The sequence below is a fragment of the Silvimonas iriomotensis genome (assembly GCF_014645535.1).
Classification (GTDB): domain Bacteria; phylum Pseudomonadota; class Gammaproteobacteria; order Burkholderiales; family Chitinibacteraceae; genus Silvimonas; species Silvimonas iriomotensis.
Window position 1 is genome coordinate 805196 of record NZ_BMLX01000002.1, and the last position, 26643, is coordinate 831838.

At 59.4% G+C, this 26643-nt stretch carries 24 protein-coding genes; 9 read left to right on the forward strand and 15 right to left on the reverse strand.

Features of this window, described 5'->3' with window-relative positions; genetic code table 11:
* Positions 1–64: 64 nt before the first annotated feature.
* The 6 genes from adk to IEX57_RS10200 all read right to left on the reverse strand — a co-directional run bounded on the left by adk (position 65) and on the right by IEX57_RS10200 (position 3824).
* Positions 65–721 carry an adenylate kinase gene (gene adk, locus IEX57_RS10175; protein WP_188704220.1) on the reverse strand — a complete coding sequence of 219 codons (657 nt, stop codon included), beginning with the start codon at positions 719–721 and terminating at the stop codon, positions 65–67.
* Between the two features lie 65 nt (positions 722–786).
* Positions 787–1551, reverse strand: coding sequence for a 3-deoxy-manno-octulosonate cytidylyltransferase (kdsB, locus tag IEX57_RS10180; RefSeq protein ID WP_188704221.1), 765 nt, complete (start codon positions 1549–1551; stop codon positions 787–789).
* Complete coding sequence (locus tag IEX57_RS10185; protein WP_184099711.1) at positions 1548–1733, reverse strand: Trm112 family protein; 186 nt, start codon at positions 1731–1733, stop codon at positions 1548–1550. Before IEX57_RS10185 ends, kdsB begins: the two co-directional genes overlap by 4 nt.
* On the reverse strand, positions 1714–2760 hold the full coding sequence (gene lpxK, locus IEX57_RS10190) for a tetraacyldisaccharide 4'-kinase (RefSeq protein ID WP_188704222.1): 1047 nt from the start codon (positions 2758–2760) through the stop codon (positions 1714–1716). The genes IEX57_RS10185 and lpxK overlap by 20 nt, the downstream gene beginning before the upstream one ends.
* A complete protein-coding gene (locus IEX57_RS10195) occupies positions 2760–3185 on the reverse strand; it encodes an ExbD/TolR family protein (protein ID WP_188694827.1) in 426 nt (141 codons plus the stop codon). The genes lpxK and IEX57_RS10195 overlap by 1 nt, the downstream gene beginning before the upstream one ends.
* A gap of 15 nt (positions 3186–3200) precedes the next feature.
* On the reverse strand, positions 3201–3824 hold the full coding sequence (locus IEX57_RS10200) for a MotA/TolQ/ExbB proton channel family protein (protein ID WP_188704223.1): 624 nt from the start codon (positions 3822–3824) through the stop codon (positions 3201–3203).
* A 575-nt stretch (positions 3825–4399) separates the two neighbouring features.
* Here IEX57_RS10200 and xseA point away from each other — a divergent pair.
* Both xseA and IEX57_RS10210 read left to right on the forward strand, forming a co-directional pair.
* Positions 4400–5716: an exodeoxyribonuclease VII large subunit gene (gene xseA / locus IEX57_RS10205; protein WP_229708952.1), complete on the forward strand. Its 1317-nt coding sequence runs from the start codon at positions 4400–4402 to the stop codon at positions 5714–5716.
* Positions 5717–5877: 161 nt separating this feature from the next.
* Entirely contained in the window at positions 5878–6975 is a 1098-nt protein-coding gene (locus tag IEX57_RS10210; protein ID WP_188704225.1) for a PLP-dependent cysteine synthase family protein, read from the forward strand.
* Here IEX57_RS10210 and IEX57_RS10215 read toward each other — a convergent pair whose 3' ends face one another.
* The gene (locus IEX57_RS10215) at positions 6976–9903 is read right to left on the reverse strand and encodes an HD domain-containing phosphohydrolase (protein WP_188704226.1); all 2928 of its coding nucleotides are present in this window, start codon (positions 9901–9903) and stop codon (positions 6976–6978) included. It lies immediately after the preceding gene.
* Positions 9904–10096: 193 nt separating this feature from the next.
* On the opposite strand from IEX57_RS10215, the gene IEX57_RS10220 reads away from it, so the two are divergent.
* Positions 10097–11290, forward strand: coding sequence for a pyridoxal phosphate-dependent aminotransferase (locus IEX57_RS10220; protein ID WP_188704227.1), 1194 nt, complete (start codon positions 10097–10099; stop codon positions 11288–11290).
* Between the two features lie 109 nt (positions 11291–11399).
* Here IEX57_RS10220 and IEX57_RS10225 read toward each other — a convergent pair whose 3' ends face one another.
* Positions 11400–12311, reverse strand: a complete 912-nt coding sequence (locus tag IEX57_RS10225; protein WP_188704228.1) for a 2OG-Fe(II) oxygenase — start codon at positions 12309–12311, stop codon at positions 11400–11402.
* Positions 12312–12770: 459 nt separating this feature from the next.
* On the opposite strand from IEX57_RS10225, the gene purB reads away from it, so the two are divergent.
* A complete protein-coding gene (gene purB / locus IEX57_RS10230) occupies positions 12771–14141 on the forward strand; it encodes an adenylosuccinate lyase (protein ID WP_188704229.1) in 1371 nt (456 codons plus the stop codon).
* An 82-nt stretch (positions 14142–14223) separates the two neighbouring features.
* The gene (locus tag IEX57_RS10235; RefSeq protein ID WP_188704230.1) at positions 14224–15729 is read left to right on the forward strand and encodes a YdgA family protein; all 1506 of its coding nucleotides are present in this window, start codon (positions 14224–14226) and stop codon (positions 15727–15729) included.
* Positions 15730–15799: 70 nt separating this feature from the next.
* On the opposite strand, the gene mnmA is transcribed toward IEX57_RS10235, so the two are convergent.
* Together mnmA and IEX57_RS10245 are read right to left on the reverse strand one after the other, a co-directional pair.
* The gene (mnmA, locus tag IEX57_RS10240) at positions 15800–16858 is read right to left on the reverse strand and encodes a tRNA 2-thiouridine(34) synthase MnmA (protein WP_188704231.1); all 1059 of its coding nucleotides are present in this window, start codon (positions 16856–16858) and stop codon (positions 15800–15802) included.
* 3 nt (positions 16859–16861) lie between these two features.
* Positions 16862–17317 carry an NUDIX hydrolase gene (locus IEX57_RS10245; RefSeq protein ID WP_229708953.1) on the reverse strand — a complete coding sequence of 152 codons (456 nt, stop codon included), beginning with the start codon at positions 17315–17317 and terminating at the stop codon, positions 16862–16864.
* Between IEX57_RS10245 and IEX57_RS10250 the strand changes: the two genes are divergently transcribed.
* Complete coding sequence (locus tag IEX57_RS10250; RefSeq protein ID WP_188704232.1) at positions 17316–17543, forward strand: hypothetical protein; 228 nt, start codon at positions 17316–17318, stop codon at positions 17541–17543. The genes IEX57_RS10245 and IEX57_RS10250 overlap by 2 nt on opposite strands.
* Positions 17544–17622: 79 nt before the next feature.
* Here IEX57_RS10250 and IEX57_RS10255 read toward each other — a convergent pair whose 3' ends face one another.
* A complete protein-coding gene (locus IEX57_RS10255) occupies positions 17623–18174 on the reverse strand; it encodes a pseudouridine synthase (protein ID WP_188704233.1) in 552 nt (183 codons plus the stop codon).
* A gap of 208 nt (positions 18175–18382) precedes the next feature.
* Between IEX57_RS10255 and icd the strand changes: the two genes are divergently transcribed.
* Positions 18383–19606, forward strand: a complete 1224-nt coding sequence (gene icd, locus IEX57_RS10260; protein ID WP_188704234.1) for an NADP-dependent isocitrate dehydrogenase — start codon at positions 18383–18385, stop codon at positions 19604–19606.
* Between the two features lie 243 nt (positions 19607–19849).
* Here icd and IEX57_RS10265 read toward each other — a convergent pair whose 3' ends face one another.
* A complete protein-coding gene (locus tag IEX57_RS10265; RefSeq protein ID WP_018748498.1) occupies positions 19850–20053 on the reverse strand; it encodes a cold-shock protein in 204 nt (67 codons plus the stop codon).
* Positions 20054–20295: 242 nt separating this feature from the next.
* On the opposite strand from IEX57_RS10265, the gene clpS reads away from it, so the two are divergent.
* The gene (gene clpS, locus IEX57_RS10270) at positions 20296–20607 is read left to right on the forward strand and encodes an ATP-dependent Clp protease adapter ClpS (RefSeq protein WP_188704235.1); all 312 of its coding nucleotides are present in this window, start codon (positions 20296–20298) and stop codon (positions 20605–20607) included.
* Complete coding sequence (gene clpA / locus IEX57_RS10275; RefSeq protein ID WP_188704236.1) at positions 20604–22874, forward strand: ATP-dependent Clp protease ATP-binding subunit ClpA; 2271 nt, start codon at positions 20604–20606, stop codon at positions 22872–22874. Before clpS ends, clpA begins: the two co-directional genes overlap by 4 nt.
* A gap of 88 nt (positions 22875–22962) precedes the next feature.
* Here the strand turns inward: clpA and IEX57_RS10280 are convergent, their stop codons facing one another.
* From IEX57_RS10280 to xerD, 3 genes are all read right to left on the reverse strand, one after another.
* Positions 22963–24573: a response regulator gene (locus IEX57_RS10280; protein WP_188704237.1), complete on the reverse strand. Its 1611-nt coding sequence runs from the start codon at positions 24571–24573 to the stop codon at positions 22963–22965.
* 253 nt (positions 24574–24826) lie between these two features.
* Positions 24827–25657: a mechanosensitive ion channel family protein gene (locus IEX57_RS10285; RefSeq protein ID WP_188704238.1), complete on the reverse strand. Its 831-nt coding sequence runs from the start codon at positions 25655–25657 to the stop codon at positions 24827–24829.
* Positions 25658–25731: 74 nt separating this feature from the next.
* On the reverse strand, positions 25732–26643 hold the full coding sequence (gene xerD, locus IEX57_RS10290) for a site-specific tyrosine recombinase XerD (protein WP_188704239.1): 912 nt from the start codon (positions 26641–26643) through the stop codon (positions 25732–25734).

Here is a 26643-nt window from a genome sequence, read left to right on the forward strand (position 1 = left end):
GCGCCAAAAACAAAACCCCGCCAAGGCGGGGTTTTGTTTTGCAAAGCAAGGCGGGATCAACCGATCAGGCGCCCAGTGCCTTGAAGATGCCGTCTCGGATGGCGTTCACGTCGCCCACGCCGTTCACCTTGACGTACTTCGGTGCGGTGGCGTCGCCAGATGCCGCTTGCTTGCCGTAGTAACCGACCAGCACTTCGGTCTGTTCGTGGTACACGGCCAGACGCTTCTTGACGGTTTCTTCTTCGTCGTCAGCGCGCTGGATCAGTTCTTCACCGGTCACATCGTCCTTGCCTTCCACTTTGGGCGGGTTGAACTTGACGTGATAAGTGCGGCCCGACGCCACGTGGACGCGGCGGCCAGCCATACGCTCGATGATGCTCGAATCAGGCACGTCGATTTCAACGACGAAGTCGATGGTTACGCCGGCTTCTTTCATGGCTTCCGCTTGCGGAATGGTGCGCGGGAAACCGTCGAACAGGAAACCGTTGGCGCAATCGGCCTCGGTAATGCGTTCTTTCACGAGACCGATGATGATGTCATCACGCACCAGGCCGCCGGCATCCATGATGGCCTTGGCTTCCAGACCCAGCGGGGTGCCAGCCTTGACGGCAGCACGCAGCATATCGCCGGTGGAGATTTGCGGAATGTTGAATTTTTCTTTGATGAAAGTGGCCTGAGTGCCCTTACCTGCACCCGGTGCGCCAAGCAGAATCAACCTCATTGTACGGTCCCTGTGGTTTCGTTATTGAAATGATTAATGATAAAAAAGCCAACGAAATCTTGATGTTACACGCCCGCAGCGTAAAGCTTGCGCACGCGTTCCAGATCTTCGGGGGTATCAACGCCTGGCGCTGGCGCATGTGCAGCCACATGCACGCCGATGGCGTAACCATGCCATAGCACCCTCAATTGTTCCAGCGCCTCCCAGCCTTCCAGCGCCGACGGCTGCAAACGGCTGTAGGCCCGCAGAAAACCGGCGCGGTAGCCGTAGATACCGATGTGGCGCAACGGCGCCAGGCCTTCTGGCAATACGGCGGTGTCTTTGGCAAATGCGTCACGTGCCCAGGCGATCGGCGCGCGGCTGAAGTACAGCGCGCGCGAGCGGGCATCGGTCACGACCTTGACCACATTCGGGTTAAAAAAGTCGGCGGCTTCGTCAATGACATGCGCTGCGGTCGACATGGGCAAGTCGGCATCGGCCAGCAATTGCCCGGCAACGTGATCCAGCAGTTTGGGGTCGATCAGTGGTTCATCGCCCTGCACGTTGATCACCACGTCGGTGTCGGGCAATTGCAACAGATCAGCGGCTTCTGCCAGCCGGTCCGTGCCCGATGGGTGATCCGCCCGCGTCATCACGGCTTCAAAGCCAGCCTTTTCAACGGCTTCGCGGATACGGATATCATCCGTTGCGACCACCACGCGCACGGCGCCAGACAGCGCCACGCGCTCGGCCACGCGCACAATCATGGGCTGACCGGCGATATCGGCCAGTGGTTTGTCCGGCAACCGGGTGGATTTCATCCGGGCCGGGATCAGCGCCACATAGCTCACGCCTTGATTTCCTCATCCGCCGGCAGCTCGCGCGCCTCGGTTTCCAGCATGGTGGGAATACCGTCACGGATCGGAAAGCCCAGACGATCTGCCTTGCAGATCAGTTCCTGGCGGGTTTTGTCGAAAACCAGCGGGCCCTTGCACAGCGGGCAAACCAGAATTTCAAGCAGCTTGGCGTCCATTGCTAACCTCTAGAATCCTTGCCGCCAGCCACGTCATCAGCCCGTCATCAAGCTGTGCGCGTACCGGCAAAACCCGGATTCTATCATCCGTAAGGGCAATCCCGGACAAAGAGGTCAGTTTCACCGCATCTTTTTCTGTGGTGATGATCAGCCCGTCGGCCGGCAAATCGGCCGCGGTATAGCGCTGATGGTCAGCAAACGCGTGGTTTTGCGTGTGTAAACCCAGCGCCGAAAGCGTTGCAAAAAAGCGCGCCGGGTTGCCGATCCCGGCCATGGCATGCAGGGTTTGTCCGGCCAGCGCTGCCGGCGTAACCGTGCGGGTGGGGTCTTGCAGGTGATAGATCGGCCCGGGTTGCAACTGCATGGTGTGGGTGCGCGGGTGCCAGTCGGTTGTGCCCTCACCGTTGACGATCACGGCATCCACCTGGCGCAAGCGGCCGCGCCCTTCCCGCAGGGGGCCGGCCGGGATCAACTGGCCGTTGCCCAGACCGCGGGCGCCATCGATCACGCACAGTTCGATATCGCGCTGCAGCCGGTAGTGTTGCAGGCCGTCATCGCACAGGATCACGTTGACGTCCGGGTGCGCCGCCAGCAGCGCCAGCCCGGCGGCGACGCGATCACGCCCGACCATCACCGGCACGCCGGTGGCTTGCGCCATCAGCACGGGTTCATCACCCGTCATGGCCGGATCACTCCTGGCGGTCACCAGGGTGGCTGTCAGCGCAGCACCGCCATAACCGCGGCTGATGATGCCGGGTTTGAAACCGGCGGCCAGTAACGCCTGCGCCAGATAAATGGTCAACGGCGTCTTGCCACTGCCGCCGGCCGTGATATTGCCAATGACGATGGTCGGCACCGGCAGACGGGCGCTCTTTTTCAGGCCAAGGCGGAACAAGCCGCGCCGCACAGCGGTAATGGCCCGGTACAGCCACGCCAATGGCACCAAAAGCAAAACCCGGCCATCAAGACCGGGTTTGTACCAAGCGTCTACCAGTTGTCTGGCAAAGCCTGTTTCAGACTGCGCCATTACTTGCCCGGCTGGTTCTGCGTGGCAAAGGTCAGCTTGCCGTAGCCAGCTACCCGCGCCGCTTCCATCACATTGACCACACTCTGGTGCGTGGACTGGGCATCGGCATCGATCACGATCATCGGGTCCTGGTTACCACCCGCAGCCTTGCGCAACAGCAGCGCAAAGTCATCCGGAGAGGTAAACGTCACCAGATCGTTGTTGATGCTGTACTGACCGTTGGCCGAGACCGCCACATTCACTGCCTGCGGCTGGTTATCCGGCGTTTTTTCCGCATTGGCCGTCGGCAGGTTGATCTTCAGTTCAGCAAACTTGGAGTACGTGGTGGTGGCCATGACAAAGATCAGGATCACCAGCAGCACGTCGATCAGCGGGACGAAATTGATTTCCGGTTCTTCCCGCTTGCGACCACGTCGAAAATTCATGTCCGGCCCCGTTGCTTATTTGGAAGTGCCGAGTTGGCGTTCACCGTGCACGACTTCCACCAGCTTGATGGCTTGTTGTTCCATCTCAACCAGGTAGCCGTCCACGCGGGAACGGAAGTAGCGGTAGAACAACAGGCTGGGCACGGCCACGATAATACCGAAGGCTGTGTTGTACAGCGCCACGGAGATACCGTGCGCCAGTGCCGCCGGGTTGGCACCCGTTGCCGGCGATTGCGCGCCGAAGATTTCGATCATGCCGACCACGGTGCCGAACAGACCCAGCAGCGGGGTGATGGCGGCAATGGTGCCCAGCGCCGACAGATAACGCTCCAGATCATGCGCCACGGCACCGCCCACTTCTTCGATCGACTCTTTCATGATCTCGCGGGAGCTTTTTACATTCTTCAGGCCGGCTGCCAGCACCTTGCCCAGCGGGGAAGACGCCGCCAGTTTGGATACCATGTCGGCATTAACGCCACTGGCGCGCAGTTCTTGCACCACGCGGGCCAGCATGCCTTCCGGCAGGACCACGCCCTTGCGCAGGGTCAGCAGCCGTTCAATGATGATGGTCAGCGCCGCCACGGAGGCAACAATGATCAACCAGATCGGCCAGCCAGCGGCTTGAATAATCTCCAGCATAAGGGTTCCTGTGGTGCGTTTTAGGGGTACTGGAACAGCGGGCCGTCGTGTGAACGGGTATGCACGCTGCCGTGAATCGCGTAACTTTAGCCGGATTGCCCCTGATCGTGAAGGGCCGGACTGCCGCGCGGGCAAATGCGAAACACGGACGGAGAATAACGCGCAAGGTGACCGCCCGGATTACATATTTGTAACGGGCTTGTCGCGCACGGCATAAAAGTTGTCCGACTACCACTGTCGGCGGAGCCGGAAAAGGCTGACTCCAGGTGAAGGAATACAGGTAACTCCCCGCCCCGCCTTGGTTTTTTTGCCTTACCCACACAAGCTGTGGATAACTTTGTGAACAACCTGCCCCGATATACCCTAAATGCCTGTCTGCAAAGGATTGCAGACAAGTTGCCTGCAAATTGGGCGTTTTACCATAACTGATAAAAATCAATCAGTTACGAACACTACATCAACTACAACCCGCGAAATCGCCGCTATGCCTTGAGCAGTATGGCTTTTGTGGATTATTTTGGGTTTTCCCGCGCATGTTCTCCAACTTGTCAAGTATTTCAAACGCTGTTTTGACCGTGTCTGACCTGAACCGCACGGTACGCGAATTACTGGAAGGCAGCCTGCCGGTTTTGTGGGTGAGCGGGGAGATTTCCAATTTCAAACGTTACGATTCCGGCCACTGCTATTTCAGCCTGAAAGACAAGAATGCACAGGTGCGCTGTGTCATGTTCCGTAACCGCGCCGGCCTGCTGGACTTTCAGCCCAAGGAAGGAATGAGCGTGGAAATCCGCGCGGTGGTCACGCTGTATGAAGCGCGCGGTGACTATCAACTGACGGTCGAAGCCATGCGCCCGGCCGGGCTGGGCGCGCTGTTTGAAGCGTTTGAGAAACTCAAGGCCCGGCTGAACGCCGAAGGTTTGTTCGACGCCGCCCGCAAGCAGACGCTGCCGACCTTCCCCCGCGCCATCGGGATTGTCACCTCGCCCAAGGCCGCCGCCCTGCGCGACGTGCTGACCACGCTGGGCCGCCGCATGCCGGGCTTGCCGGTCATCCTCTACCCTTGCGCCGTGCAGGGTGCCGGTGCGGGCGCAGAGATCGCCGCCGCCATCAACAAGGCGGCCGAGCGCAATGAGGTCGATACCCTGGTCGTGTGTCGCGGCGGGGGGAGTCTGGAAGACTTGTGGGCGTTCAACGAAGAAGTCGTCGCCCGCGCCATTGCCGCCTGCGCCATCCCGGTGGTCAGCGGTGTCGGTCACGAGACCGATTTTACCATCAGCGATTTTGTGGCCGACGTACGCGCCGCAACGCCAACCGCCGCGGCCGAACTGGCCAGCCCCAATCGCGCCGAGTGGCTGGGCCGCCTGGCCGAACAACAACGCCATCTGCAACGCGCGTTTGAGCGCCAGTTGCAATTGCGCATGCAAAAGCTGGACAACCTCGCCCGCCGGCTGCGTCACCCGGGCGATACGCTGACCCGCCAGCGCGAGCGTCTGGCCATGTTGTCAGTCCGCCTGAACACCGCCCCGGCCCGGCAACTGGACCGCAAGTTGTCGGCGCTGGCGCAGATGCGCTTGCGCCTTATCCACGCCAGCCCGGCGCTGGATACCGCCCGTAACCGGCTGAACCATACCGCCAGCCGGCTGGCCGTCGCCAGCGCGCGCGCGCAGGATCAGCGTCTGGCCAGACTGGCGCAATTGCGCGGCCAGTTGCAGGCACTCAACCCCAACGCGGTACTGGCGCGGGGCTATGCGCTGGTCGAAACGCCCAAGGGTCAGGTGATCCAGCAGGCCGCCCAGTTACATGCCGGCGACAAAATCCGCGTGCGGTTTGCCGATGATGCGATAGATGCTGCGGTAACCGGCAAGCCGGACGGACAGCAGAGCCTGTTCTGAGCGCCTGCCATACCTGCCGTTGTTCGCTCCCGGCGACGCCAGCCATCCCGCCGGCATAAAACTGTGCCCCACAACCGCCCGCCAAGCTGAACCTTGGCGCAGCGGTCTGCTAGCTGCCATGCTCAAACCCTCTATTTGATCATCGCAAGCTGATACGCCCCATGCAAAGCGCACGCCAATGGACCGCCGAAGCCATCCGCATCATTGAAGCGGACTTCAATCGCTCAGCCGATACGCATCTGATTCCGCTCAAGCTGGCGGGTTTTGCGGATATCGATTTTTATCTGAAAGATGAATCCAGCCATCCGACCGGCAGCCTCAAGCACCGGCTGGCGCGCTCATTGTTTTTGTATGCGCTGGCCAACGGCTGGCTCAGCCCGGGCAAGCCGGTGATTGAAGCATCCAGCGGCTCCACGGCTGTATCTGAGGCCTATTTTGCGCGGCTGCTGGGTTTGCCATTTATTGCGGTGATGCCGGCCACGACCAGCCCGGACAAAATCGCTGCGATTGAATTTCAGGGCGGCAAATGTGATCTGGTCACCGACCCCACGCAGATCGCGGCCCGTTCGCAGCAACTGGCCGCGCAGACCGGCGGGCATTTCATGGATCAGTTCACCTATGCCGAACGCGCCACCGACTGGCGCGCCAACAACAATATCGCCGAGTCGATTTTTGGCCAGCTCAAGCTGGAGCGGTATCCAGAGCCCAGCTGGATTGTCGCCAGTTGCGGTACGGGCGGGACCTCCGCCACGCTGGGGCGCTATGTGCGCTATCGCCGCCATGCCACAGGCATTGCCTGCGCCGATCCGGAAAACAGCGTGTTTTTTGATGCATTTGTCAGTGGCCGGCGCGATCACACGCTCGATTGCGGCTCCAGGATTGAAGGCATTGGCCGGCCGCGGGTCGAGGCGTCGTTCATGCCCGATGTGATCGATACCATGTTCAAGGTGCCCGATGTGCTGTCGATTGCGGCCACGCGCTGGCTGGCGGGCAAGCTGGGCCGGCGCGTCGGCGGTTCCACCGGCTGCCAGTTCGTGGCCGTACTGCAACTGGCGCAGGCCATGCGGGCGGCGGGCACCGGCGGCTCGATTGTCACCTTGCTGTGCGATAGCGGTGATCGATACGCCCATTCTTATTACAACGATACCTGGCTCAAGAAGAACGGTTATCACATTGCCGGGCCGCACGGCAGCATTGCCGCCTGCGCGGAACAAGGCGCGCCGCTCGATGATACCGTCATTAAGCGGCATGATCGCTGATCAAGCCAGCGCGGCCTCGACATTCACCGAGTCGATCTGGTCTGGCTGCAGGTAGCGTTCGCTGTATTGCAGATACACGCCAGAACGCAAGAACAGTTCAAACAACTCCGGATCAATGTGCTGTTCGCGCCGCATGCGCGCCATGATGTTGATTGCCTCGGTCAGCGTCTTGCCGCGCTTGTAGGGGCGATCCACGGCGGTCAGCGCTTCAAAGATGTCGGCAATCGCCATCATGCGGGCCAGCGGGCTCATCTGCTCCCGCTTGAGACGACGCGGGTAGCCGGTGCCGTCCATTTTCTCATGATGGCCACCGGCGATTTCCGGCACGTTTCTGAGGTGGCGCGGGAACGGCAGCTTTTCCAGCATGACAATGGTCTGGACGATGTGCTCGTTGATCTTGTAGCGCTCTTCTTCCGTCAGTGTGCCGCGCTTGACCGACAGGTTATGCAACTCGCCCCGGTTGTAGAGGTACTCCGGCACCTTCATGTCAAAGCCAAAACCTTGTGGAAGCTGGTCACGCGGGTTGCGGTAGATCACGTGCTCCGGCAAATCAGCCAGCAAGGGCATGGCGACGGGCAGCATGGGCGCGGGCGTGCGGCCTTTGCGCTGCTGCTCTTCGTAGGAAATGCCGATGCGGTCATCGAGCGTGCGTTGCCAGGTGCGCCGGCCAATGTCGTACAGGCGTTCGATATCCGCTTGCGCCATGGCCTCGCCGCCCTCGTTGCTGCGGGCCACAAAGCGGTATTCGTCATCCAGTTCATGCAGCAATTGTTCACGCACGGCGGCCAGTTCATGCGCGTCGCCGCCTTCGGCCACGCCTTGCCAGTAACCGATCCAGGCATCGCGCTTGAGCACTTCAAACCGCATGCGGATTTCATGAATGCGGTCGTAGATGGTTTCCAGCTTGGTGGCTTTGTCGACCACGTATTCCGGCGTGGTGACCTTGCCGCAATCATGCAGCCATGCGCCGATGTGCAGCGCTTCCCATTCCTCAGTCGTCAGCGAGTAATGCCGGTACGGGCCTTCGTCGGTTTCGCAAGCGGCCCGGGCCAGCATTTTGGTCAGTTCCGGCACGCGCTGGCAGTGGCCGCCGGTATACGGGCTCTTGGCATCAATGGCGCCGGCCACCAGCTGGATGAACGATTCCAGCAGCGCCTGTTGCTCCTTGATCAGCCGTTGCGTTTCGATTGCCACCGCTGCCGTGCCCGAGACCGCCTCCAGCATGGCCAGCATGGGATGACCGCCGCGCAATGCTTCGGCCGCCTCGATAAACAGCGTCAGCACGCCCACCGTTTCTTCCTGGCGGTTGATCAGCGGAATCGCCACCACCACCGCGGCGTGTTCAAAATGCCGCACGCCGCCAAACCAGGCATTCAGTTCAGAGGGTTCCAGCCACACGGACTGCGTCTGGCCGGTGGCGTCGGCCATCACGGCCGGATGCTGGACTTCATGCTCCGGGATCAGCACCGGCAAGGCGGCCGGGTTCACCGGTTCCTGGTCAGAACGGCAGGCTTGTTCAGCGGTCAGGTGGCCATCGGTTTCGGTCAGGTAGATGATGGCCGCGCGCGCTTCGGCCATGTGCAGCGCTTCGTTCAGGATGCGCTGGATCAGCGGGCTGAATTCGCGCTCGTCCGCCAGCGCATCGCCAATATCCCGGAACTGGGCAATGGTCTGTTTCATGCGCCGCATGGCGTCGGCCAGTTCGTGGATTTCCCGCACCACTGAATTGACCACTACCGGCGAATCAAAGCGCATGGCCTGGATATCCCGCGCCTGGGCAATCAGTGCCTTGAGCGGGCGCGAGGCGATCAGCGATACCCACATGGCCACCGGCACGGTGATCAGCAACAGCAAGAGCGAGATCAGCGCGGTCTCTTTGCGTAACTGGTGCGCATCGGCCAGTAGTTCTTCATCCGGCGCGGCCACGGCCAGATAGAGCGTATCGCCCTGCGGCAACACCAGCGGCGCCAGATAACCGTACCAGGTGGCGCCGCCCAGTTCGATCGGGGCCGTATTGCCCTTGTAGGTGTCCGGGTGCGCCATCATGGTGGTCAGCGCCGGAATGCCCAGGTCACGCACCCGCGCCAGCCGGAAACCACCGCGCTGATCCGGGCGCACCACGCGCGTGGTGTCGTGCCAGGCCAGCACCTGGCCATCCGGGTCCAGCAGGGCCATTTCGCTGTGGGTGGTGACGTGCTGGGCGGCCAGCATGCTGCTCAGCGCGGCCAGCGTGACATCCATGCCGACCACGGCGTTGCGGTCCAGGCTGCGGCGCGAGAACGTGGTGCCGATCTCATGCGTGGTAAAGAACACATACGGTTGCGTGACTACCCTGCCGCTACCGGCAATGGCGCGCTTGTACCAGTCACGCGTGCGCGGGTCGTAGTGGTAATCATCGCGCACACGGGTTTCGATCAGCTTGAGCTGGTCATCAAAATACAGATACTTGCCCTGCGATTTGCCCTTGCCGGTGACAAAGCTTTGCACCAGCAAGGTGGCGCCCACCGGCGGGTGCAAGGGCGTGCGCAAGGTGGGCTCGTCCGGAATCCGCCGCAGCAAAAAGAAGTCGCCATTGGCATAGCCGGCATAGGCGGCCGTCACGGCAGCTTGATCGCGCAGGATCTGGATCAGGTACGGCAGGCTTTGCAGGCGTTCATCAAGCGTGCGGGCGCGGGCAAGTTTCTCCCGCGCCAGCAGGTCCACCGCCAGGCCGGTGCTGGCATACAGGCCCGACACGGTATCGCCGGTGCGGGCGCCAATCTGGTTGAACAGGGTTTGTGACGAGCTGAGCAGCATGCGGCGGCTCTGACGATCGTTGTACCAGTTGTTGACCAGTGCATACGCCAGGATCAGCAAGATGAACAACCAGGCAATATGGATATGCAGCGGGTAACGCTGCCACCGCAGAAAACGTCTGAAAGACCCCATACTGGTATCCCGTTGTGCATCAGGCCGATGCGGTAAAGGTGCGGGTGAGATATATCTGTCACGTTTTAGCTTAGACAAGCGGCAGCATACCGCCTGACATTTACCGTATTGATACGTCGCCGCACTTGGGGGGATGTTGCGCTGCGGGTAAAATGTGACCTCCCCGTTCACATGCATCCTGAAGGATCGAATCGTGCAGCTCTCCAACCGTGTACTTGGCATCAAGGAATCCCCCACCCTGGCCATTACCGCCAAGGCAGGCAAACTGAAGGCTGAAGGTCGTGACGTGATTGCGCTGGCCGCTGGCGAGCCAGACTTTGACACGCCGGACCACATCAAGGCCGCCGCCATTGAAGCCATCAACAAAGGCTTCACCAAGTACACGCCGGTGTCCGGCACGCCCGGTCTGAAAAAAGCCATCATCGAAAAATTCCGCCGCGACAACGGCGTGGATTACGCCGCCAACCAGATTCTGGTGTCGGTCGGCGGCAAGCAAAGCTTCTTCAATCTGTGCCAGGCGTATATCAACCCGGCCGATGAAGTGATCATCCCGGCGCCGTACTGGGTGTCTTATCCGGACATCGTGCTGATTGCCGGAGGCAAGCCGGTGATTGTGGAATGCGGCATTGAACAGGGCTTCAAGCTGACGCCGGCACAACTGGCCGCGGCCATCACCCCCAGAACCCGCATGCTGGTGCTCAACAGCCCGTCCAACCCGACCGGCGCCGTGTATACGCTGGACGAACTCAAGGCACTGGGCGAAGTGCTCAAGCAACATCCGGATATCCTGATTGCCTCGGATGACATGTACGAACACGTGATGCTGGGCGACACGCGCTTTTACAACATCCTGAATGCTTGCCCGGAACTGTACGAACAGACCATTCTGCTCAATGGCGTCTCCAAGGCGTACTCCATGACCGGCTGGCGTATCGGCTACGCTGGCGGCCCGGCCAGACTGATCAAGGCCATGGAAAACATCCAGTCGCAATCGACGTCCAACCCGACCTCGATCTCGCAAGTGGCTGCCGAAGCCGCGCTGATTGGCAGCCAGGACTGCATCAAGCCCATGCTGGCCGCCTTCAACGACCGCCATCGTTTTGTGGTCGATACCTTCAACGGCATCCGTGGCCTGAAGTGTCTGGAAGCCGGCGGCGCGTTCTACGCTTTTGTCGATGCCCGCGAAGCCATCCAGTTGCTGCATGCCGAAGGCAAGATTGCCGAAGCCACCGATATGGCGCTGGGCGCGTATCTGCTGGAGACCCAGGACGTCGCTGTGGTGCCAGGTTCGGCCTTCGGTTCAGAAGGCTACTTCCGCATCTCGTTTGCCACCAGCATGCAGAACCTGCAAAAAGCGCTGGAGCGCATTGGCAAGGCGCTGGGCTGATCAGGTTCGCGCGATCGGGCCGGTAAAATAAAAAAACGGAGCGAAGTCGCTCCGTTTTTTTATCCGGGCCACCGCAGCAGGCGACCCGAAAGAAAACTACCGTATTCCATCAGCCAAAACGACGCTGTCGCATCCATTTGGTTGCAATCCACTTCTCACCCTGCAGCACCGGCAGGCCGCCATGCAAGGTCAGCGGATCGACCTGGTTCTTGCTGTTGGTGTACTCGAAATACACCGCCGCGCCCTTCTTGGGGCCGACCGTCATGCCCAGCTCCGGGAACACCGTGGCGCCGCCCTCTTCTACATCATTGAGGTACATCACCAGCGTAGAAACGCGCTGGCCGCCGTTATTCAGGTGCACCTTGCTGCCCGGATCGTGTTCCGGGAAATAATCAAAGTGCGGTTTGTACTCGCCGCCGACCTTGTAATTGAGAATCTGCAAGCCCTCACCGTTTTCAACCGGCCAGTTCATCAGCTCGGCAATACGGCGATCCAGCCGGGCAATGAATTCGTTCTCGTTCACATGGAAAAACGTACCGTAGCTGGTGCGCTCTTCAATCACCGCGTCCTTGCCCGTGGTCGGATCAACAATGGTAGAGCGCTTGAGCCGCGCCTGCGACAGGCGGACGAGTTCGTCGCACTCGTCGTGGCTCAGTACGTTGTCCAGCACGGCAATATAGGGCTTGTCGACGCGCCCCATCACCTGGATATCGCGGTCATGGGTGTGGATGACATTGCCGGATTTGAAGCGCGGCGCTTCGTAGCTGTAGGTGTTGCCGTTGCTGTGGATCTTGTCTTTGACGTTGCTGACCGCAGGCTGCGAGCCCAGTTGCGCCACGGCGACCGGGCCGATATTGCCTTTGTGGGCCGTGGAGAAGTGGAACACGATGGCGCTGGCGAACATCGGGTCGAAGTTTTTTTCGACCATGACGTCAATCAGCGACTGGGCAGTACAACCCCGCGCCAGATTATCCAGAATCCACTTTTGCCAGTCGGGCGAAATGTTGGTGATCTTTTCCATATATGAACTCATCCATCCACGATTTTTGTGAGTACAGCGTCGGGCTTTTCTTGTGTTGTCATTTTTAACCGCTGGCGGGGGGAATGTCACCCACACTGGCGGGTTGAGCACAACAGGCGCAACACTCGGGCCGCCTTACGGTCATGGGGCATGCGGCGGCGCCGGGGCTTTCTGCCTGGCTGGCGGGCGAACCAGGCGGTCAATTTTATCGGGCCAGCCGCCTGGCCAGGTGTGTTGAGTCATTCGCTCATCCTTGCCAAAGCACGGCAACGCCCGTTGCAACACCGCTACGGGTGGCAGGCCGTGTCAACAAAACCGTCAGATGATTGCTGCAGAATCACGGCGCCAGCACTTTTTACTCTAGTAAAAAACTGCCACCCGTAAGCAGCCAGGAGCTTGTCGCGCGGGTGTGTTAAAATTTCGCGCTTCGATTCAACTGCTTGGCTAGCCCTCACCGATATGGATCTCTCCGCACTGACCGCGCTTTCCCCTCTCGACGGCCGTTACGAAAAGCAACTGGCCGATCTGCGTCCGTTCTTCAGCGAGTACGCGCTGATCAAACACCGTGTCACCGTTGAAATTGCGTGGCTGAAGGCGCTGGCGGCAGAGGCTGCCATTGAAGAGATCACCCCGTTCTCTGCAGCAACCATCGCTGAACTGGATCAGGTGGTCGCGCAGTTCTCGCCAGAACATGCGCTGGAAGTCAAAACCATCGAACGCACGACCAACCATGACGTGAAGGCCGTGGAGTACTGGCTCAAGGAACGGCTCTCGGGCAACCATGAAGTGTCTGCTGCCAGCGAATTCATTCACTTTGCCTGCACGTCGGAAGACATCAACAACCTCTCGCACGGCTTGATGCTCAAGTCCGCGCGCGACGCCGTCACGTTGCCGAAGATCCGCGAGATCGTCGCCAAGCTCAAAGACCTTGCGCACGAACTGGCTGACGCGCCGATGATGAGCCGCACCCACGGTCAACCGGCCACGCCGACGACCATGGGCAAGGAAATGGCCAACGTGGCCTACCGTCTGGAACGCCAACTGACCCGTCTGGAAAAGATCGAGGTGCTGGGCAAGATCAACGGCGCTGTGGGCAACTACAATGCGCACCTGTCGGCTTATCCGGAAATCGACTGGGAACAATTCTGCCGCAGCTTCGTCGAAAGCCTCGGTCTGACGTTCAACCCATACACCATCCAGATCGAGCCGCACGACTACATGAGCGAGCTGTTTGATTCGGTCGCCCGCGTGAACACCATCCTGATCGACCTGAACCGTGACATCTGGGGTTATATCTCGCTGGGCTTCTTCAAGCAGAAGGTCAACAAGAACGAAGTGGGTAGCTCGACCATGCCGCACAAGGTCAACCCGATCGACTTCGAAAACGCCGAAGGCAATCTGGGTCTGGCCAACGCCGTGCTGACACATCTGTCGCAAAAGCTGCCGATTTCGCGCTGGCAGCGTGACCTGACCGACTCGACCGTGCTGCGTAACATGGGCGTGGGTGTCGGTTATGCGCAACTGGGTTATGTTTCTTGCCTGAAGGGCCTGAACAAGCTGCTGGCAGACCGTCAGGCCATGCTGGACGATTTGAACGACAACTGGGAAGTGCTGGCCGAACCGATCCAGACCGTGATGCGCCGCTACGGGGTGCCTAACCCGTACGAGCAACTCAAGGAACTGACTCGCGGCAAGACCGGTATCACCAAGGAAGCACTGGCTGTGTTCATTGACGGCCTGGCGATTCCGGAATCCGAAAAAACCCGGCTCAAGGCGATGACCCCGTGGACCTATCTGGGTACCGCAGTCGCGCTGGCCAACCGCATCTGATTAAAACCGGACGCGGACATACTCGCATAGCCGGCAGCCACGAAGCTGCCGGCACTGATCGCAACAAGGGGAGATTTACCCGGTGAAACGCAAAGTACTGGTTGCCGGCACGCTGACCGTTGTGCTGCTGGGCGTCGCTTACGTGGGCGGCTCGTGGAAGGCTGGCCGCTCTGTGCAGGAGACGCTCGACAAGCAGAATCAGTGGCTCTCCAACCTGCCTTATTTCATCGTGAAAAACCGCGAGTATCACCGCGGCTGGTTCTCGTCCACTGAAAAGACCACGTTGCAGATCAACCCGCAGCTGTATCGCTTTTTCCTGGAAAAGGAAGGCGAGCCGCTGCCGACGTTTGAAGTGACCTACACCCAGAACATCCAGCACGGCCCGCTGCCGCTCTTGTTTACGCGCGGTAACCCGCACCCGTACAAAGCTGTGGTCACGACCGAGTTCCAGTTCGCCCCGGAGACCCAGAAGTTCCTGACCCGTTTCTTTGGCGACCAGAAACCGATCAGCATCGAAAACCGCATCAGCTTTAACGATGATGGCGTGATGACGATCAAAGTGCCGTCTTTCGATTACGAAGAAGCCATCTCCGGCGTCAAAGCCAAGTGGCAGGGCCTGAACGCCACGCTTGATTACGGCGGCGACTTCAACCGCGTGAAACTGCTGGCCGAAGCACCGGGCCTGTCTGGCGAAGCCAAGGGCAAAGGCAATTTCAGCGTGAATGGCCTGACGTTCACGGTGGACCATGTGCGCGGCAAAACCGGCCTGATGATTGGCGAATCGACCGCAAAGATGGACAACTTCGCCCTGGATATGCCGGGCGACGCACCGTTCAAGGTGGCCCTGCAGAACGCCAGTTATAACGGCAAGCTGTCGGAAAACGGCGAGCTGGTCGATGGTAGCGCCCTGTTCCGTCTGGAAAAACTGACGCTGAACGACCAGCCCTACGGCCCGGCCGAGTTGCTGGCAGAAGCCAACCATCTGCACGGCCCGACGCTGGCCCGCCTTGGCGACGCGTTCAACCGCCTGCAAAAGCAGCAACTCACCCGTGAGCAGCTGACTGCCGAACTGGCCAAGCTGGCCAAGTCTGACGCCATGCCGCTGCTGACACATGATCCGCATCTGGCCATCCGCCATCTGGATATCAAACTGCCGGACAGCAGCATCCATCTGTCGGGTGAAGTGGGTCTGACCGGCTTCAAGCCGGAAGACCTGGACCAGCCGGCCGTATTCATGCGCAAGCTGACCGCCAAGGCGGACTTCAACGTGCCGCGCAAGGTGATCTCTACCGTCGTGACCTGGCAAGCCCGCAACATGTTTGGCAATGCCGACAATGGCGTGTCGCAAGCTGATCTGGATTACCTCGCCGGCCAGTTTGTCGAGGGCCAGCTTGATCGCATGGCTGACCAGAAACTGATCCGGGTCGATGGCGATACGGTGTCGGCCACGGCCTCGCTGCAAAACGGCAAGTTCATCCTGAACGGTGTGGATGTCCCGCTGCCGTGGGAACAAGTGCAGCACGCGGTCTCCGGCGCGACCGGCAGCAGCGAACCTGCGGCCAAGGCGCCGACCAAGGCAAGCAAATAAGCGCGCTGGCGTGATCCATGAAAAAGGCCACCTTTCTGGTGGCCTTTTCTTTTACCGGTGATGGCAATGATTACTGGATGATACCGCCGCCCATGCAGACGTCACCGTCATACAGCACCATGGATTGACCCGGCGTCATGGCCCATTGCGGCTCGTCGAAAGTCAGTTGTACACCGCCGTCGATGTGTTCCAGCGTACACGCGGCATCTTGCTGGCGGTAACGCGTCTTGGCGGTATAGCGGCCCGGCGCCGGGGTTTCGCCCAGAATCCAGGAGCAGTCTTTCGCAATCAGGTCGTGCTTGAGCAAAAGCGGATGATCATGGCCTTGCACCACGATCAACTCGTTCTTTTCCATGTCCTTGCCGGCCACAAACCACGGCAGGCCTTCGCCACCAATCCCCAGACCCTGGCGCTGACCGATGGTGTAGTACATCAGCCCCATGTGCTCGCCCATGCGGCGGCCTTCCGGCGTGACCATGGCGCCCGGCACTTTCGGCAGGTAGCGGTTAAGGAACTCGCGGAACGGACGCTCGCCGATAAAACAGATACCGGTACTGTCTTTCTTTCTGGCATTGGGCAGTTCGATCTGCTCGGCAATGGCGCGCACTTCGGTCTTTTGCAAACCGCCCAGCGGAAACACAGCCTGGCTGACCTGCTCCTGGCTCAGCCGGTACAAAAAGTAGGTCTGATCCTTGGATTGATCAGCGGCGCGGATCAGCTCGGTACGCCCGTCCGGCCGCACGCGGTTGGCGGCGTAATGGCCGGTTGCCATCTTCACGCCACCCAGTTTGATGGCGTAATCCAGGAAACATTTGAACTTGATCTCGCTGTTACACAAGATGTCCGGGTTTGGCGTGCGGCCGGCCGAGTACTCCGCCAGGAAGTAACTGAACACGCGGTCTTTGTATTCTTTGGCAAAGTTGACGAGTTCAATGTCGATGTTCAGCAGGTCGGCCACCGAGATGGCGTCCATGCTGTCTTCCTTGATCGAGCAGTACTCATCGTTGTTGTCGTCTTCCCAGTTCTGCATGAACACGCCGACGACGTCATAGCCCTGTTCTTTCAGCAGATGGGCCGTGACGGACGAATCCACGCCGCCAGACAGGCCCACCACAATCTTGTCTTTCATTGTTTACTTCCGGTCAAAGTCTTGCAGGATGTCCAGTGGATAGCGGCGGCCGGCAAGGTAGTCATCCACGCAGGCCAGCACCAGCGGACTGCGATGCTCATCCTTACGTGCGGCCAGTTCGTCCCGAGTCAACCACACCGTTTGTACAATCGGGTCATCCAGCACGCGATCCGCCTCAAAACCGGTGATCGCGCCGGTGAAGGTGAAGCGCAGATATGTCAGCTGCGGCCGCTCAGGCGGCGTCCACTGATAGATACCGGTCAGCCACTGCGGCACGAAGTGGAACGCGGTTTCTTCCAGCGTTTCGCGCACGGCGGCATCGATGATGGACTCGTGCTGTTCCAGATGACCCGCGGGCTGGTTGAGCTTGAACGCACCCTGGATGCGTTCTTGCACAAACAAAAAGCGGCCGTCGCGTTCGATCACGGCGGCCACGGTGGCATTGGGCTTGAACATCATGCAACACACTGAAATCAAAAAGAGATTTTACCTGAACGCACCCGGCGCGTCTGCGGCATCGTCACACGGGGCCCACCAGCGCAGCGCGTTGGCAGCGGGCGCGGCCCAATTGCAAAACCCGGCAAATATCAAAGGATTGCCATTTATTCAAATCAGCACCGGCAAGATTCAATTGCGCCAATTGCGCGAGGATCAACCTTGTCGGCCAAAAGATATATCCATATAACCGCGTTGGACGCCCTGGCTTTTAAAGCGTAATTATTTCAAAAAAGACCCATTGTTTATGGCACGCCGATCAGACCGGTTTATTTTCGCCCCAATGGCAATTCACGCCATTGGCCGCAAGGCAGATCGTCAATTGTGTATTCGCCAATTGCATAACGAATTAACCGCAAAGTGGGAAATCCGGCTTTGGCCGTCATACGTCTGACCTGGCGGTTTTTACCTTCGCTGATGATGATTTCCAGCCAGCTCACAGGAATGCTTTTACGTTCGCGGATGGGCGGCACGCGAGGCCACAGGCCGGCTGGCTCTGTAATGCGCCGCACGCTGGCAGGCCGCGTGACAAAGTCGCCCAGATCAACGCCTTTGCGCAATGGCGCCAATGCCGCGTCATCCGGTTCGCCTTCCACTTGCACCCAGTAGGTTTTAGGTAACTTATGCCTGGGATTGGCAATCCGGTGTTGCAATGCACCATTATTTGTCAACAGCAACAATCCTTCAGAGTCGGTATCCAGCCGGCCCGCTGCATAGACGTCTTTGACCGTGACGTAATCCGCCAGACATTGATGCGGAGGGCTGGGTGAAAACTGGCAAATAACGCCGTAAGGTTTGTTAAAGAGAATCAGTTTGTCCATGGCGTCATTCTAACCTTTCACGAGACCGGACAGCGCAAACATGCCGCCGTGCTTGGCTTTCGGAACTGTTCACGCGATAATTGCGGCTTGCCCACGCCAGCAAGAGTGGCTAACAAAAACCGCCCGCAGCGGGCCGGCGCAGGCCTGTCGCCGGTTTTTGTTAGCCACGCCACGGCGTTTTCCTGATCTCAAGCATGGGAAGTACCTAATGAGCCACATTCAAGTACCGAAAGAAGGCGCGAAGATCGTTGCAAATCTCGCCACGCCGGATAATCCCATTATCCCGTTCATCGAAGGTGACGGTATCGGTGCCGACATCACCCCGGTGATGAAAGACGTGGTGGACGCTGCTGTGGCCAAGAGCTACGGCGGTAGCCGCAAGATCCACTGGATGGAAATCTACTGTGGCGAGAAAGCCGCCGGCATCTACGGTAACGACACTTACCTGCCACAGGAAACGCTGGACGCACTGAAAGAATACGTGGTGTCCATCAAGGGCCCGCTGGCAACCCCGGTTGGCGGCGGTATCCGTTCGCTGAACGTGGCCCTGCGCCAGCAACTGGACCTGTACGTGTGCCTGCGCCCGGTGCGTTACTTCGAAGGCGTGCCTTCCCCGGTCAAGCAACCGCAGCTGATCGACATGGTGATCTTCCGTGAAAACACCGAAGACATCTACGCCGGTATCGAGTGGGATGCGCAGTCTGAAGGTGCCCGCAAGGTCATCGAATTTTTGCAATCCGAAATGGGCGTGAAGAAGATCCGCTTCCCGGAATCGTCCAGCATCGGTATCAAGCCAGTCAGCAAGGAAGGCACCGAGCGCCTGGTGCGCAAGGCCATCCAGTACGCCATCGACAACAACCGCAAGTCCGTGACGCTTGTCCACAAGGGCAACATCATGAAGTTCACGGAAGGCATGTTCCGCACCTGGGGTTATGAGCTGGCCAAGAGCGAGTTCGGCGGCGTCGAGATCGACGGCGGCCCGTGGGTACAACTGCCGAACGGCATCGTGATCAAGGACGTGATCGCTGACGCCTTCTTGCAACAGATCCTGCTGCGCCCGGCCGAATACGACGTGATCGCTACGCTGAACCTGAACGGCGATTACATCTCTGACGCGCTGGCTGCTGAAGTGGGCGGTATCGGTATCGCTCCGGGTGCCAACCTGTCTGACAACGTGGCGTGCTTTGAAGCCACCCACGGCACGGCCCCGAAATACGCCGGCCAGGACAAGGTCAACCCGGGTTCGCTGCTGCTGTCGGCAGAGATGATGCTGCGCCACATGGGCTGGAAGGAAGCCGCTGATCTGATCATCAGCGCCATGGAAAAGACCATCAAGGACAAGATCGTGACTTACGACTTTGCCCGCCTGATGGATGGCGCGCAGGAAGTCAGCTGCTCGGCCTTCGGCAAGGCCATCGTCGAGCGCATGTAAGCGCCGATTCGGTCAAGCATGACACAGAAAAGCCCCACCCAGGTGGGGCTTTTTCATGCCCGCGCAAAAGGTGTGGCATGGGAACACATTCGGCGGACTATTGTATTTTTCCGCCCCTGCTCCATTTACAGTAACAAGTGTGGAACGGCAGTCAGGAGAAAGACCACACCGGGAGCCACAAGCGCGGCCCTGAAAACAGAAAACCCCGCCGGAGCGGGGTTTCATGATCAGACAAGAACCTGATCAGGCGGTCTGGATGTTTGCAGCTTGCTTGCCCTTCGGGCCTTGAGCAACTTCAAACGAAACACGCTGACCTTCTTTCAGGGTCTTGAAGCCAGGCATGTTGATCGCGGAGAAGTGAGCGAAAATGTCTTCGCCGCCTTCGTCCGGGGTAATAAAGCCAAAGCCTTTGGAATCATTGAACCACTTGACGGTACCGGTTGCCATATTAGGTCTTTCTCCAAGATAAACAGTTAACGCATTGCCAGAGGTTTGAAGTCAAGACCTGTACAGCGGGTTAGACCGGCACAGCATGAAACTTGTCCATCAAACGCGCATTCGTTTTACGCGATATTTACTTGAGAGGTCAAGCAAGCCAAACCCGGAAGATGCAAACTGTTGTTTCCAGGAAACGCTTGAAAAAGCCCTCTTCCGGGCCAAAATGAGAACTGAAACTCGGTTGGATAGTGATGACGCAACAGCATCAAATTGAGCGGGAATTAGCAGAGAAAGAGATCCGGACCGGGCCTCCCTCCATGTTCCGCGTCGTACTTTTAAACGACGATTTCACCCCAATGGAATTTGTGGTTGCCGTACTGCAAACTTTTTTCACGATGGATCGTGAACAGGCAACCGTAGTCATGCTCAAAGTCCATACAGAAGGACGAGGCATATGTGGCGTGTTCCCCAAGGACATCGCCGCTACAAAAGTGGCGCAGGTTACCGAGCACGCCCGCCAACATCAGCACCCGCTCCAATGCATCATGGAGGTAAACGAATGATCGCCCAGGAACTAGAAGTCAGCCTGCACATGGCTTTCATGGAGGCGAGACAAAAGCGCCACGAGTACATCACTGTGGAGCACCTCCTGCTCGCCCTGCTCGACAACCCGTCTGCAGCAGAAGTGCTGCGTGCGTGTGGCGCCAATATGGATGAATTGCGCCATCAGTTGTCGGACTTTGTCACCGAACATACGCCGGTGGTCTCTGGCACGGGAGAAGTCGAGACCCAGCCGACCATTGGTTTCCAGCGCGTGATCCAGCGTGCCATCTTGCACGTGCAGTCGTCCGGCAAGAAAGAAGTGACCGGTGCCAATGTGCTTGTCGCCATTTTTGGCGAGAAGGACAGCCACGCCGTTTATTTCCTGCACCAGCAAGGCGTAACGCGTCTGGACGTGGTCAATTTCATCAGCCACGGCATTACCAAATCGACGCCGAATGCATCGCAACCGCCGCGCTCTGACCAGGGTTCTGAAGAGCACGACGCCGAGGTCAGCCCTGGCGGCGCGCTGGAGAACTTTACCCAGAACCTGAACCAGCAAGCGCTGGCAGGCAAGATCGACCCGTTGATCGGGCGCGATTCCGAACTGGAACGCGTGGTGCAGATCCTGTGCCGTCGCCGCAAGAACAACCCGCTGCTGGTGGGCGAGGCTGGCGTGGGCAAGACTGCCATTGCCGAAGGCCTGGCGCGCCGCATTGTGGAAGGCGAGGTACCGGATATTCTGGCCGATGCCACGGTCTATGCACTCGACATGGGCGCACTGCTGGCTGGCACCAAGTATCGTGGCGATTTTGAGCAACGCCTCAAGGCAGTCATCAAGCAATTGACCGAAGAGCGCAACGCCATTCTGTTCATTGACGAGATTCATACCCTTGTCGGTGCCGGCGCGGCCTCTGGCGGCACGCTGGATGCGTCCAACCTGCTCAAGCCGGCGCTGTCCAACGGCACGCTCAAGTGCATTGGTGCGACCACGTATACCGAATACCGCGGCATCTTCGAAAAAGACAACGCGCTGTCGCGTCGCTTCCAGAAGATCGACGTAGTCGAGCCGACCGTCGAGCAGACCGTCGAGATCCTCAAGGGTCTGAAGGACAAGTTCGAGAAGCATCACAGCGTGAAGTACACGGCAACGGCCTTGTCTGCTGCGGCAGAACTGGCGGCCAAGTACATCAATGACCGTCATCTGCCGGACAAAGCCATCGACGTCATCGACGAAGCCGGCGCGGCGCAGAAGATTCTGCCCAAGTCCAAGCAGAAGAAGACCATTGGCAAGCCCGAGATCGAAGAGATCGTGGCCAAGATTGCACGCATTCCGCCCAAGAGCGTGTCCAACGACGACAAGAGCACCTTGAAGACGCTGGATCGTGATCTGAAGAGCGTGGTGTTCGGGCAAGACCCGGCCATTGATGCACTGTCGGCAGCCATCAAGATGTCGCGGGCCGGCCTTGGCAACCCGCAAAAGCCGATCGGGGCGTTCCTGTTCTCAGGCCCGACCGGTGTGGGCAAGACCGAAGTGGCACGGCAACTGGCTTACACGCTGGGCGTGGAGTTGATCCGCTTTGACATGTCCGAATACATGGAACGTCATGCGGTGAGCCGCCTGATCGGCGCACCGCCGGGGTATGTGGGTTTTGAGCAAGGCGGTTTGCTGACCGAGCAGATCACCAAGCACCCCTACTCTGTGCTGCTGCTCGATGAAATTGAAAAGGCACACCCGGATATCTTCAACGTGCTGTTGCAAGTGATGGATCACGGTACGCTGACCGATAACAACGGTCGCAAGGCGGACTTCCGCAACGTGATCGTGATCATGACCACCAACGCCGGCGCAGAGACCATGAACAAGGCGATCATGGGCTTTACCGCCAAGAAGGAAACCGGCGACGAAATGATCGAGATCAAGCGTCTGTTTACGCCGGAGTTCCGTAACCGGCTGGATGCGACCATCTCGTTTGCACCGCTGTCGCACGAGATCATTCTGCAAGTGGTGGACAAGTTCCTGATGCAACTGGAACTGCAACTGCAAGAGAAGAAGGTGGAAGCACACTTCACGCCAGCGCTCAAGGAAATGCTGGCAGAGAAAGGCTTCGATCCGCTGATGGGTGCTCGGCCGATGGCGCGTCTGATCCAGGACACCATCCGCAAGGCGCTGGCCGACGAACTGTTGTTCGGCAAGCTGGCGCATGGCGGTGAAGTGACGATTGATCTGGATGATGACGACAAGGTTGTCCTCAAGCTGTCTGAGGATGAACAAGCCGTTCCGGCCTGATTGATCCAGTCCTGCGCTGTCTCAAAAAAGCCCCGCCCGGTTACCCGGCGGGGCTTTTGTTTTGCCGGTGGCCACACAGGCCCATGCCTTACTCAAAGTGGCTGTAAACCCGGTTTCCGCCCGCCGTTTTGGCCTGGTGCAATGCCTGCTCTGTGCGCTCCAGCAAACCGGGAATACTCTCTGACACGCGCTTGATGGCCACGCCGGCACTGAAGCCCGGCGGCTGCGCCATGCGGTGCCCCGGCAGCACGGTCTGGCCAAAACGCAGCCGCAAGGATTCAATCAACCCCAGCGCATCGCTTTGCTCAATGTCTGGCAACACCAGCAAAAACAAGCCGCCCTTGATCCGCCCGATGCCGTCGCTGACCCGCAAGCGCTGACGCAACAACGCACACAATGCGCGCAACAATTGATCGCCGCTTTGGTGGCCCAGTACCTGATTGATCTGTTGCATGCGGTCGATATCAAGCATCACCACCGCCAGCGGTTGCTGGTTACGTTTGCAGCGCGCGCTCTCGACATCCAGCAGTTGCATGATGGCTTGTCGCCCCAGCACGCCGGTCAGCGCGTCACGCGTGTGCTGTTCACGCAGCAGCCGAAAGCGCGAGGCCCGCGCGCGGATGGCGGCGACCAGGTAATCGGGCTCGATCGGTTTGACGAGGAAATCGTCCGCGCCCCGCTGCATGGCCTCCAGCCGCTTGGATTGCGCGTGCTCGGATGACAGGAACACAATCGGCACGCCCATATAGGCCGGTTGCTGCCGCAGCACGCTGGCAATTTCCAGACCGCTCCAGCCCAGCATGTAAAGATCCAGCACGATCAGTTCCGGGTTCAGTTGGGCGATCTTCTCAAACATCTGCACCGGCCCGTTGGCCAGCGCGACGGCCATGCCCGCTTCACGCAGGATTTCCGCGTAGTACTCCGCTACATCGGGCTCGTCATCCACAATCAGGATGCGGTAGGCCGTATGCTTGCGCTCTTCCTCCAGCCGGTTGATCAGTTCAGCCAGCTCGCCCGGATGCACCGGCTTGTGGACAAAGGCACGGGCGTTAAAGCGCGCCGCCACCAGCCGGGTGGCAATGTCAGACTGACTGGACAGACACACCAGACGCGCCGGCGCGCGCGGGCCGTTGGGCAGGAAATCAGACAAGGCCACAAAGGGCGCGGCCTGGTCGTCCAGATCCAGAAACAGCAGATCGACAGACTGCTCTGGCAGTTGCGCTTGCTGCGAGACCTCGGCCCCGGGCAATTGCAAGGCCAGTTCAACCTCCAGCAACTCGGCCGACACCATATCCGTGCTGACGATGACCACCCGCTCTGGCGGTTGGGCGATACCTGCCATGGCACCGGTAAGGTGCTCCAGCCCGGACGCCAGAAAATGCGCAACCGCCTGCGCCAGGTGATCCACCCCCTGCCGCAGTTGCGCCGCCCCCTGGGCCCGGAACTCCGGCGGGTTGGTCTGGTAATCGTGATACAGACGCTCCAGCGTCTGCGCAGCAGAACGTACACCGGTCGCCCCCCACCCTGTGCCGGTGTCATGCAGCTGACCAATGCGGTTCAGCAGGCGTTCGTGTCCCGCCGGGTCCAGTCCTTTTTCCAGAAACTGTTCGATCTGCATGCGCAGTTCGTCCAGCGTGGAGGACAACCCTTCGTGGAGTCCGGCTTGCCCCTTGCCGGTATTGTCGTGCGTACTGGCCATGCTCATCCTTCACATCACCAATCGCGAGGAGACAGCCAAACGTACGTTTGCAGGAACGGCTACGGGCGCGTCAGCCCAATGGCCACGCGCCGGTTCAAAGAACGTAACCGGAACAGAAACAGCGATGCCTCGCCCCTCGCCTGGCCAGGTTCATCGCGCCTTTTATATTTGTTGTGCCGCCCCTGCAAACTCCCTGCAGGCCGGCGCGGCTGCCGGCCTGTACCACCTGCGCATCCCGTTGTGGCTGGAACGCTCAGGCTTGTTGCTGCACGATCACGGCCTGAGCCGGCATCGGCGCGGCAAAACCGGCCTCACCAAAGCTTTCGCGGATCGTCTTGTTGGTATCAAAATAAACCTGCCAGTAGTTGTCGTTGTGGCAATACGGACGTACGGCCAGCACCGGGCCAACCAGGTTGAACTCCAGGATTTCCACATCCACCGCAGGCTCGGGGATCACATTGGGAATCGCGGCAATTTTCTGCTTGAGCAAGGCAATGGCTGCGGCATGATCGGTAGAACCGGCCAGTTGCGCTTTCAGGTCAACCCGGCGAAATTCGTTCACGGTGTAGTTCTGGATCACGTCACCGAAAATCTTGTTGTTGCCGATCAGCGTGAGCACGTTGTCGGGCGTGTTCACTGCCGTGACAAACAGGCCGATTTCCTTGATCGTCCCCGTCACGCCCGCCACGGTCACAAAATCACCCACCTTGAATGGCCGCAGTACGATGATGAATGCGCCAGCCGCAAAGTTGGCCAGCAGGCCGGACCATGCCATCCCGATGGCGACACCCGCTGCGGCAATCAGCGCGGCAAAGGTGGTGGTCTGCACACCAAAGTAGCCCAGAATGCCTATCACCAGCAGCACATTGAGCGTGACCGTAATGATCGAGCCGATATAACGCAGTACGGTGGGGTCCAGCTTCTGGCTTTCCAGCGAGCGCTCCACCATGCGTACGGCAAAGCCGATCAACCAGCGCCCCACCACCCAGAAGATGATTGCGCCGATGATTTTGACCCCGAAGGCGGTAACGATGCCGATGACGACATCTTTGTAGTGCACGACGGAATCGGTACTCAAATCCATGTGAATCTCCGGTAATGGGCTGCATGAGAAAAAAGTGATATCTCAGCCTGGCACAATTTAGCGAAAATTCACCTTCAGCCGCGTGGGTGATTCCGGGCGTGCAGCGCCTGCAAACGGGCCGTGGCGACATGGGTGTAGATCTGGGTGGTGGCAATATCGGCATGCCCCAGCAACACCTGCACCATTCTGAGATCAGCCCCATGATTCAACAGATGTGTGGCAAAGGCATGACGCATCACGTGCGGGGATAACCGGCTGGCATCAATCCCGGCCTGGCTGGCGTAGCCCTTGATGATGAACCAGGCGCCCTGACGGGTCAGCGGCTCGCCACGCTGGTTCACAAAGATCAGGCCCTGACTCTTGCCTGCGGTCAACATCGGGCGGGAGCGCGTCAGATACTGCTGCAGCCAGTGGCGGGCTTCCTCTCCCAGTGGCACCAGCCGCTGCTTGCCCCCTTTGCCACCGACGACCTGCAGATAACCTTCGTTCAGGTGCAGCACCGCGCTATCGAGCCCGATCAGTTCTGACACCCGCAAACCGGTGGCATACATGACTTCCAGCATGGCGCGGTCGCGCAGGCCGGCATCGGTATCGACATCCGGCGCGGCCAGCAGCGCTTCTACCTGTGCCTCGGACAACTCTTTGGGCAAGGGCCGCACGCGCTTGGGGGTGTTCAGCGTCAGTGTCGGGTCGTGGTTGATCTGGCCGTTGTTAAGCCAGTATTGATAGAACTTGCGCAGGCTGGCCATGCGCCGCGCCATGGTCGCCGCCTTGGCCTCACGCGACTGGGCAGCCAGAAACGCCTGCACATCGGCCCGTTGCGCGGTACGCATGTCGCTGCCTTGCGTTTGCAACCACACCGCCCAGATCACCAGATCACGCCGGTAGCTTTCTGCAGTGTTCTGCGCCAGCCCGTCAGCCAGCCAGATATGGTCGATAAACTGATCGATCCAGCCTTGCTGCGTCTCGTTTGCGGTCAGTGCCAT

Bases quoted from the DNA above. Each gene is read 5' to 3' on its own strand.
- xerD (WP_188704239.1), bottom strand. From the start codon at position 26,643: ATGGCACTGACCGCAAACGAGACGCAGCAAGGCTGGATCGATCAGTTT.
- clpS (WP_188704235.1), top strand. From the start codon at position 20,296: ATGACGCAACAGCATCAAATTGAGCGGGAATTAGCAGAGAAAGAGATC.
- lpxK (WP_188704222.1), bottom strand. From the start codon at position 2,760: ATGGCGCAGTCTGAAACAGGCTTTGCCAGACAACTGGTAGACGCTTGG.
- IEX57_RS10185 (WP_184099711.1), bottom strand. From the start codon at position 1,733: ATGGACGCCAAGCTGCTTGAAATTCTGGTTTGCCCGCTGTGCAAGGGC.
- adk (WP_188704220.1), bottom strand. From the start codon at position 721: ATGAGGTTGATTCTGCTTGGCGCACCGGGTGCAGGTAAGGGCACTCAG.
- IEX57_RS10285 (WP_188704238.1), bottom strand. From the start codon at position 25,657: ATGGATTTGAGTACCGATTCCGTCGTGCACTACAAAGATGTCGTCATC.
- purB (WP_188704229.1), top strand. From the start codon at position 12,771: ATGGATCTCTCCGCACTGACCGCGCTTTCCCCTCTCGACGGCCGTTAC.
- IEX57_RS10225 (WP_188704228.1), bottom strand. From the start codon at position 12,311: ATGGAAAAGATCACCAACATTTCGCCCGACTGGCAAAAGTGGATTCTG.
- clpA (WP_188704236.1), top strand. From the start codon at position 20,604: ATGATCGCCCAGGAACTAGAAGTCAGCCTGCACATGGCTTTCATGGAG.
- icd (WP_188704234.1), top strand. From the start codon at position 18,383: ATGAGCCACATTCAAGTACCGAAAGAAGGCGCGAAGATCGTTGCAAAT.
- IEX57_RS10215 (WP_188704226.1), bottom strand. From the start codon at position 9,903: ATGGGGTCTTTCAGACGTTTTCTGCGGTGGCAGCGTTACCCGCTGCAT.
- IEX57_RS10195 (WP_188694827.1), bottom strand. From the start codon at position 3,185: ATGAATTTTCGACGTGGTCGCAAGCGGGAAGAACCGGAAATCAATTTC.
- IEX57_RS10200 (WP_188704223.1), bottom strand. From the start codon at position 3,824: ATGCTGGAGATTATTCAAGCCGCTGGCTGGCCGATCTGGTTGATCATT.
- IEX57_RS10210 (WP_188704225.1), top strand. From the start codon at position 5,878: ATGCAAAGCGCACGCCAATGGACCGCCGAAGCCATCCGCATCATTGAA.
- IEX57_RS10250 (WP_188704232.1), top strand. From the start codon at position 17,316: ATGCAACACACTGAAATCAAAAAGAGATTTTACCTGAACGCACCCGGC.
- IEX57_RS10255 (WP_188704233.1), bottom strand. From the start codon at position 18,174: ATGGACAAACTGATTCTCTTTAACAAACCTTACGGCGTTATTTGCCAG.
- mnmA (WP_188704231.1), bottom strand. From the start codon at position 16,858: ATGAAAGACAAGATTGTGGTGGGCCTGTCTGGCGGCGTGGATTCGTCC.
- IEX57_RS10245 (WP_229708953.1), bottom strand. From the start codon at position 17,317: ATGATGTTCAAGCCCAATGCCACCGTGGCCGCCGTGATCGAACGCGAC.
- IEX57_RS10265 (WP_018748498.1), bottom strand. From the start codon at position 20,053: ATGGCAACCGGTACCGTCAAGTGGTTCAATGATTCCAAAGGCTTTGGC.
- IEX57_RS10280 (WP_188704237.1), bottom strand. From the start codon at position 24,573: ATGGCCAGTACGCACGACAATACCGGCAAGGGGCAAGCCGGACTCCAC.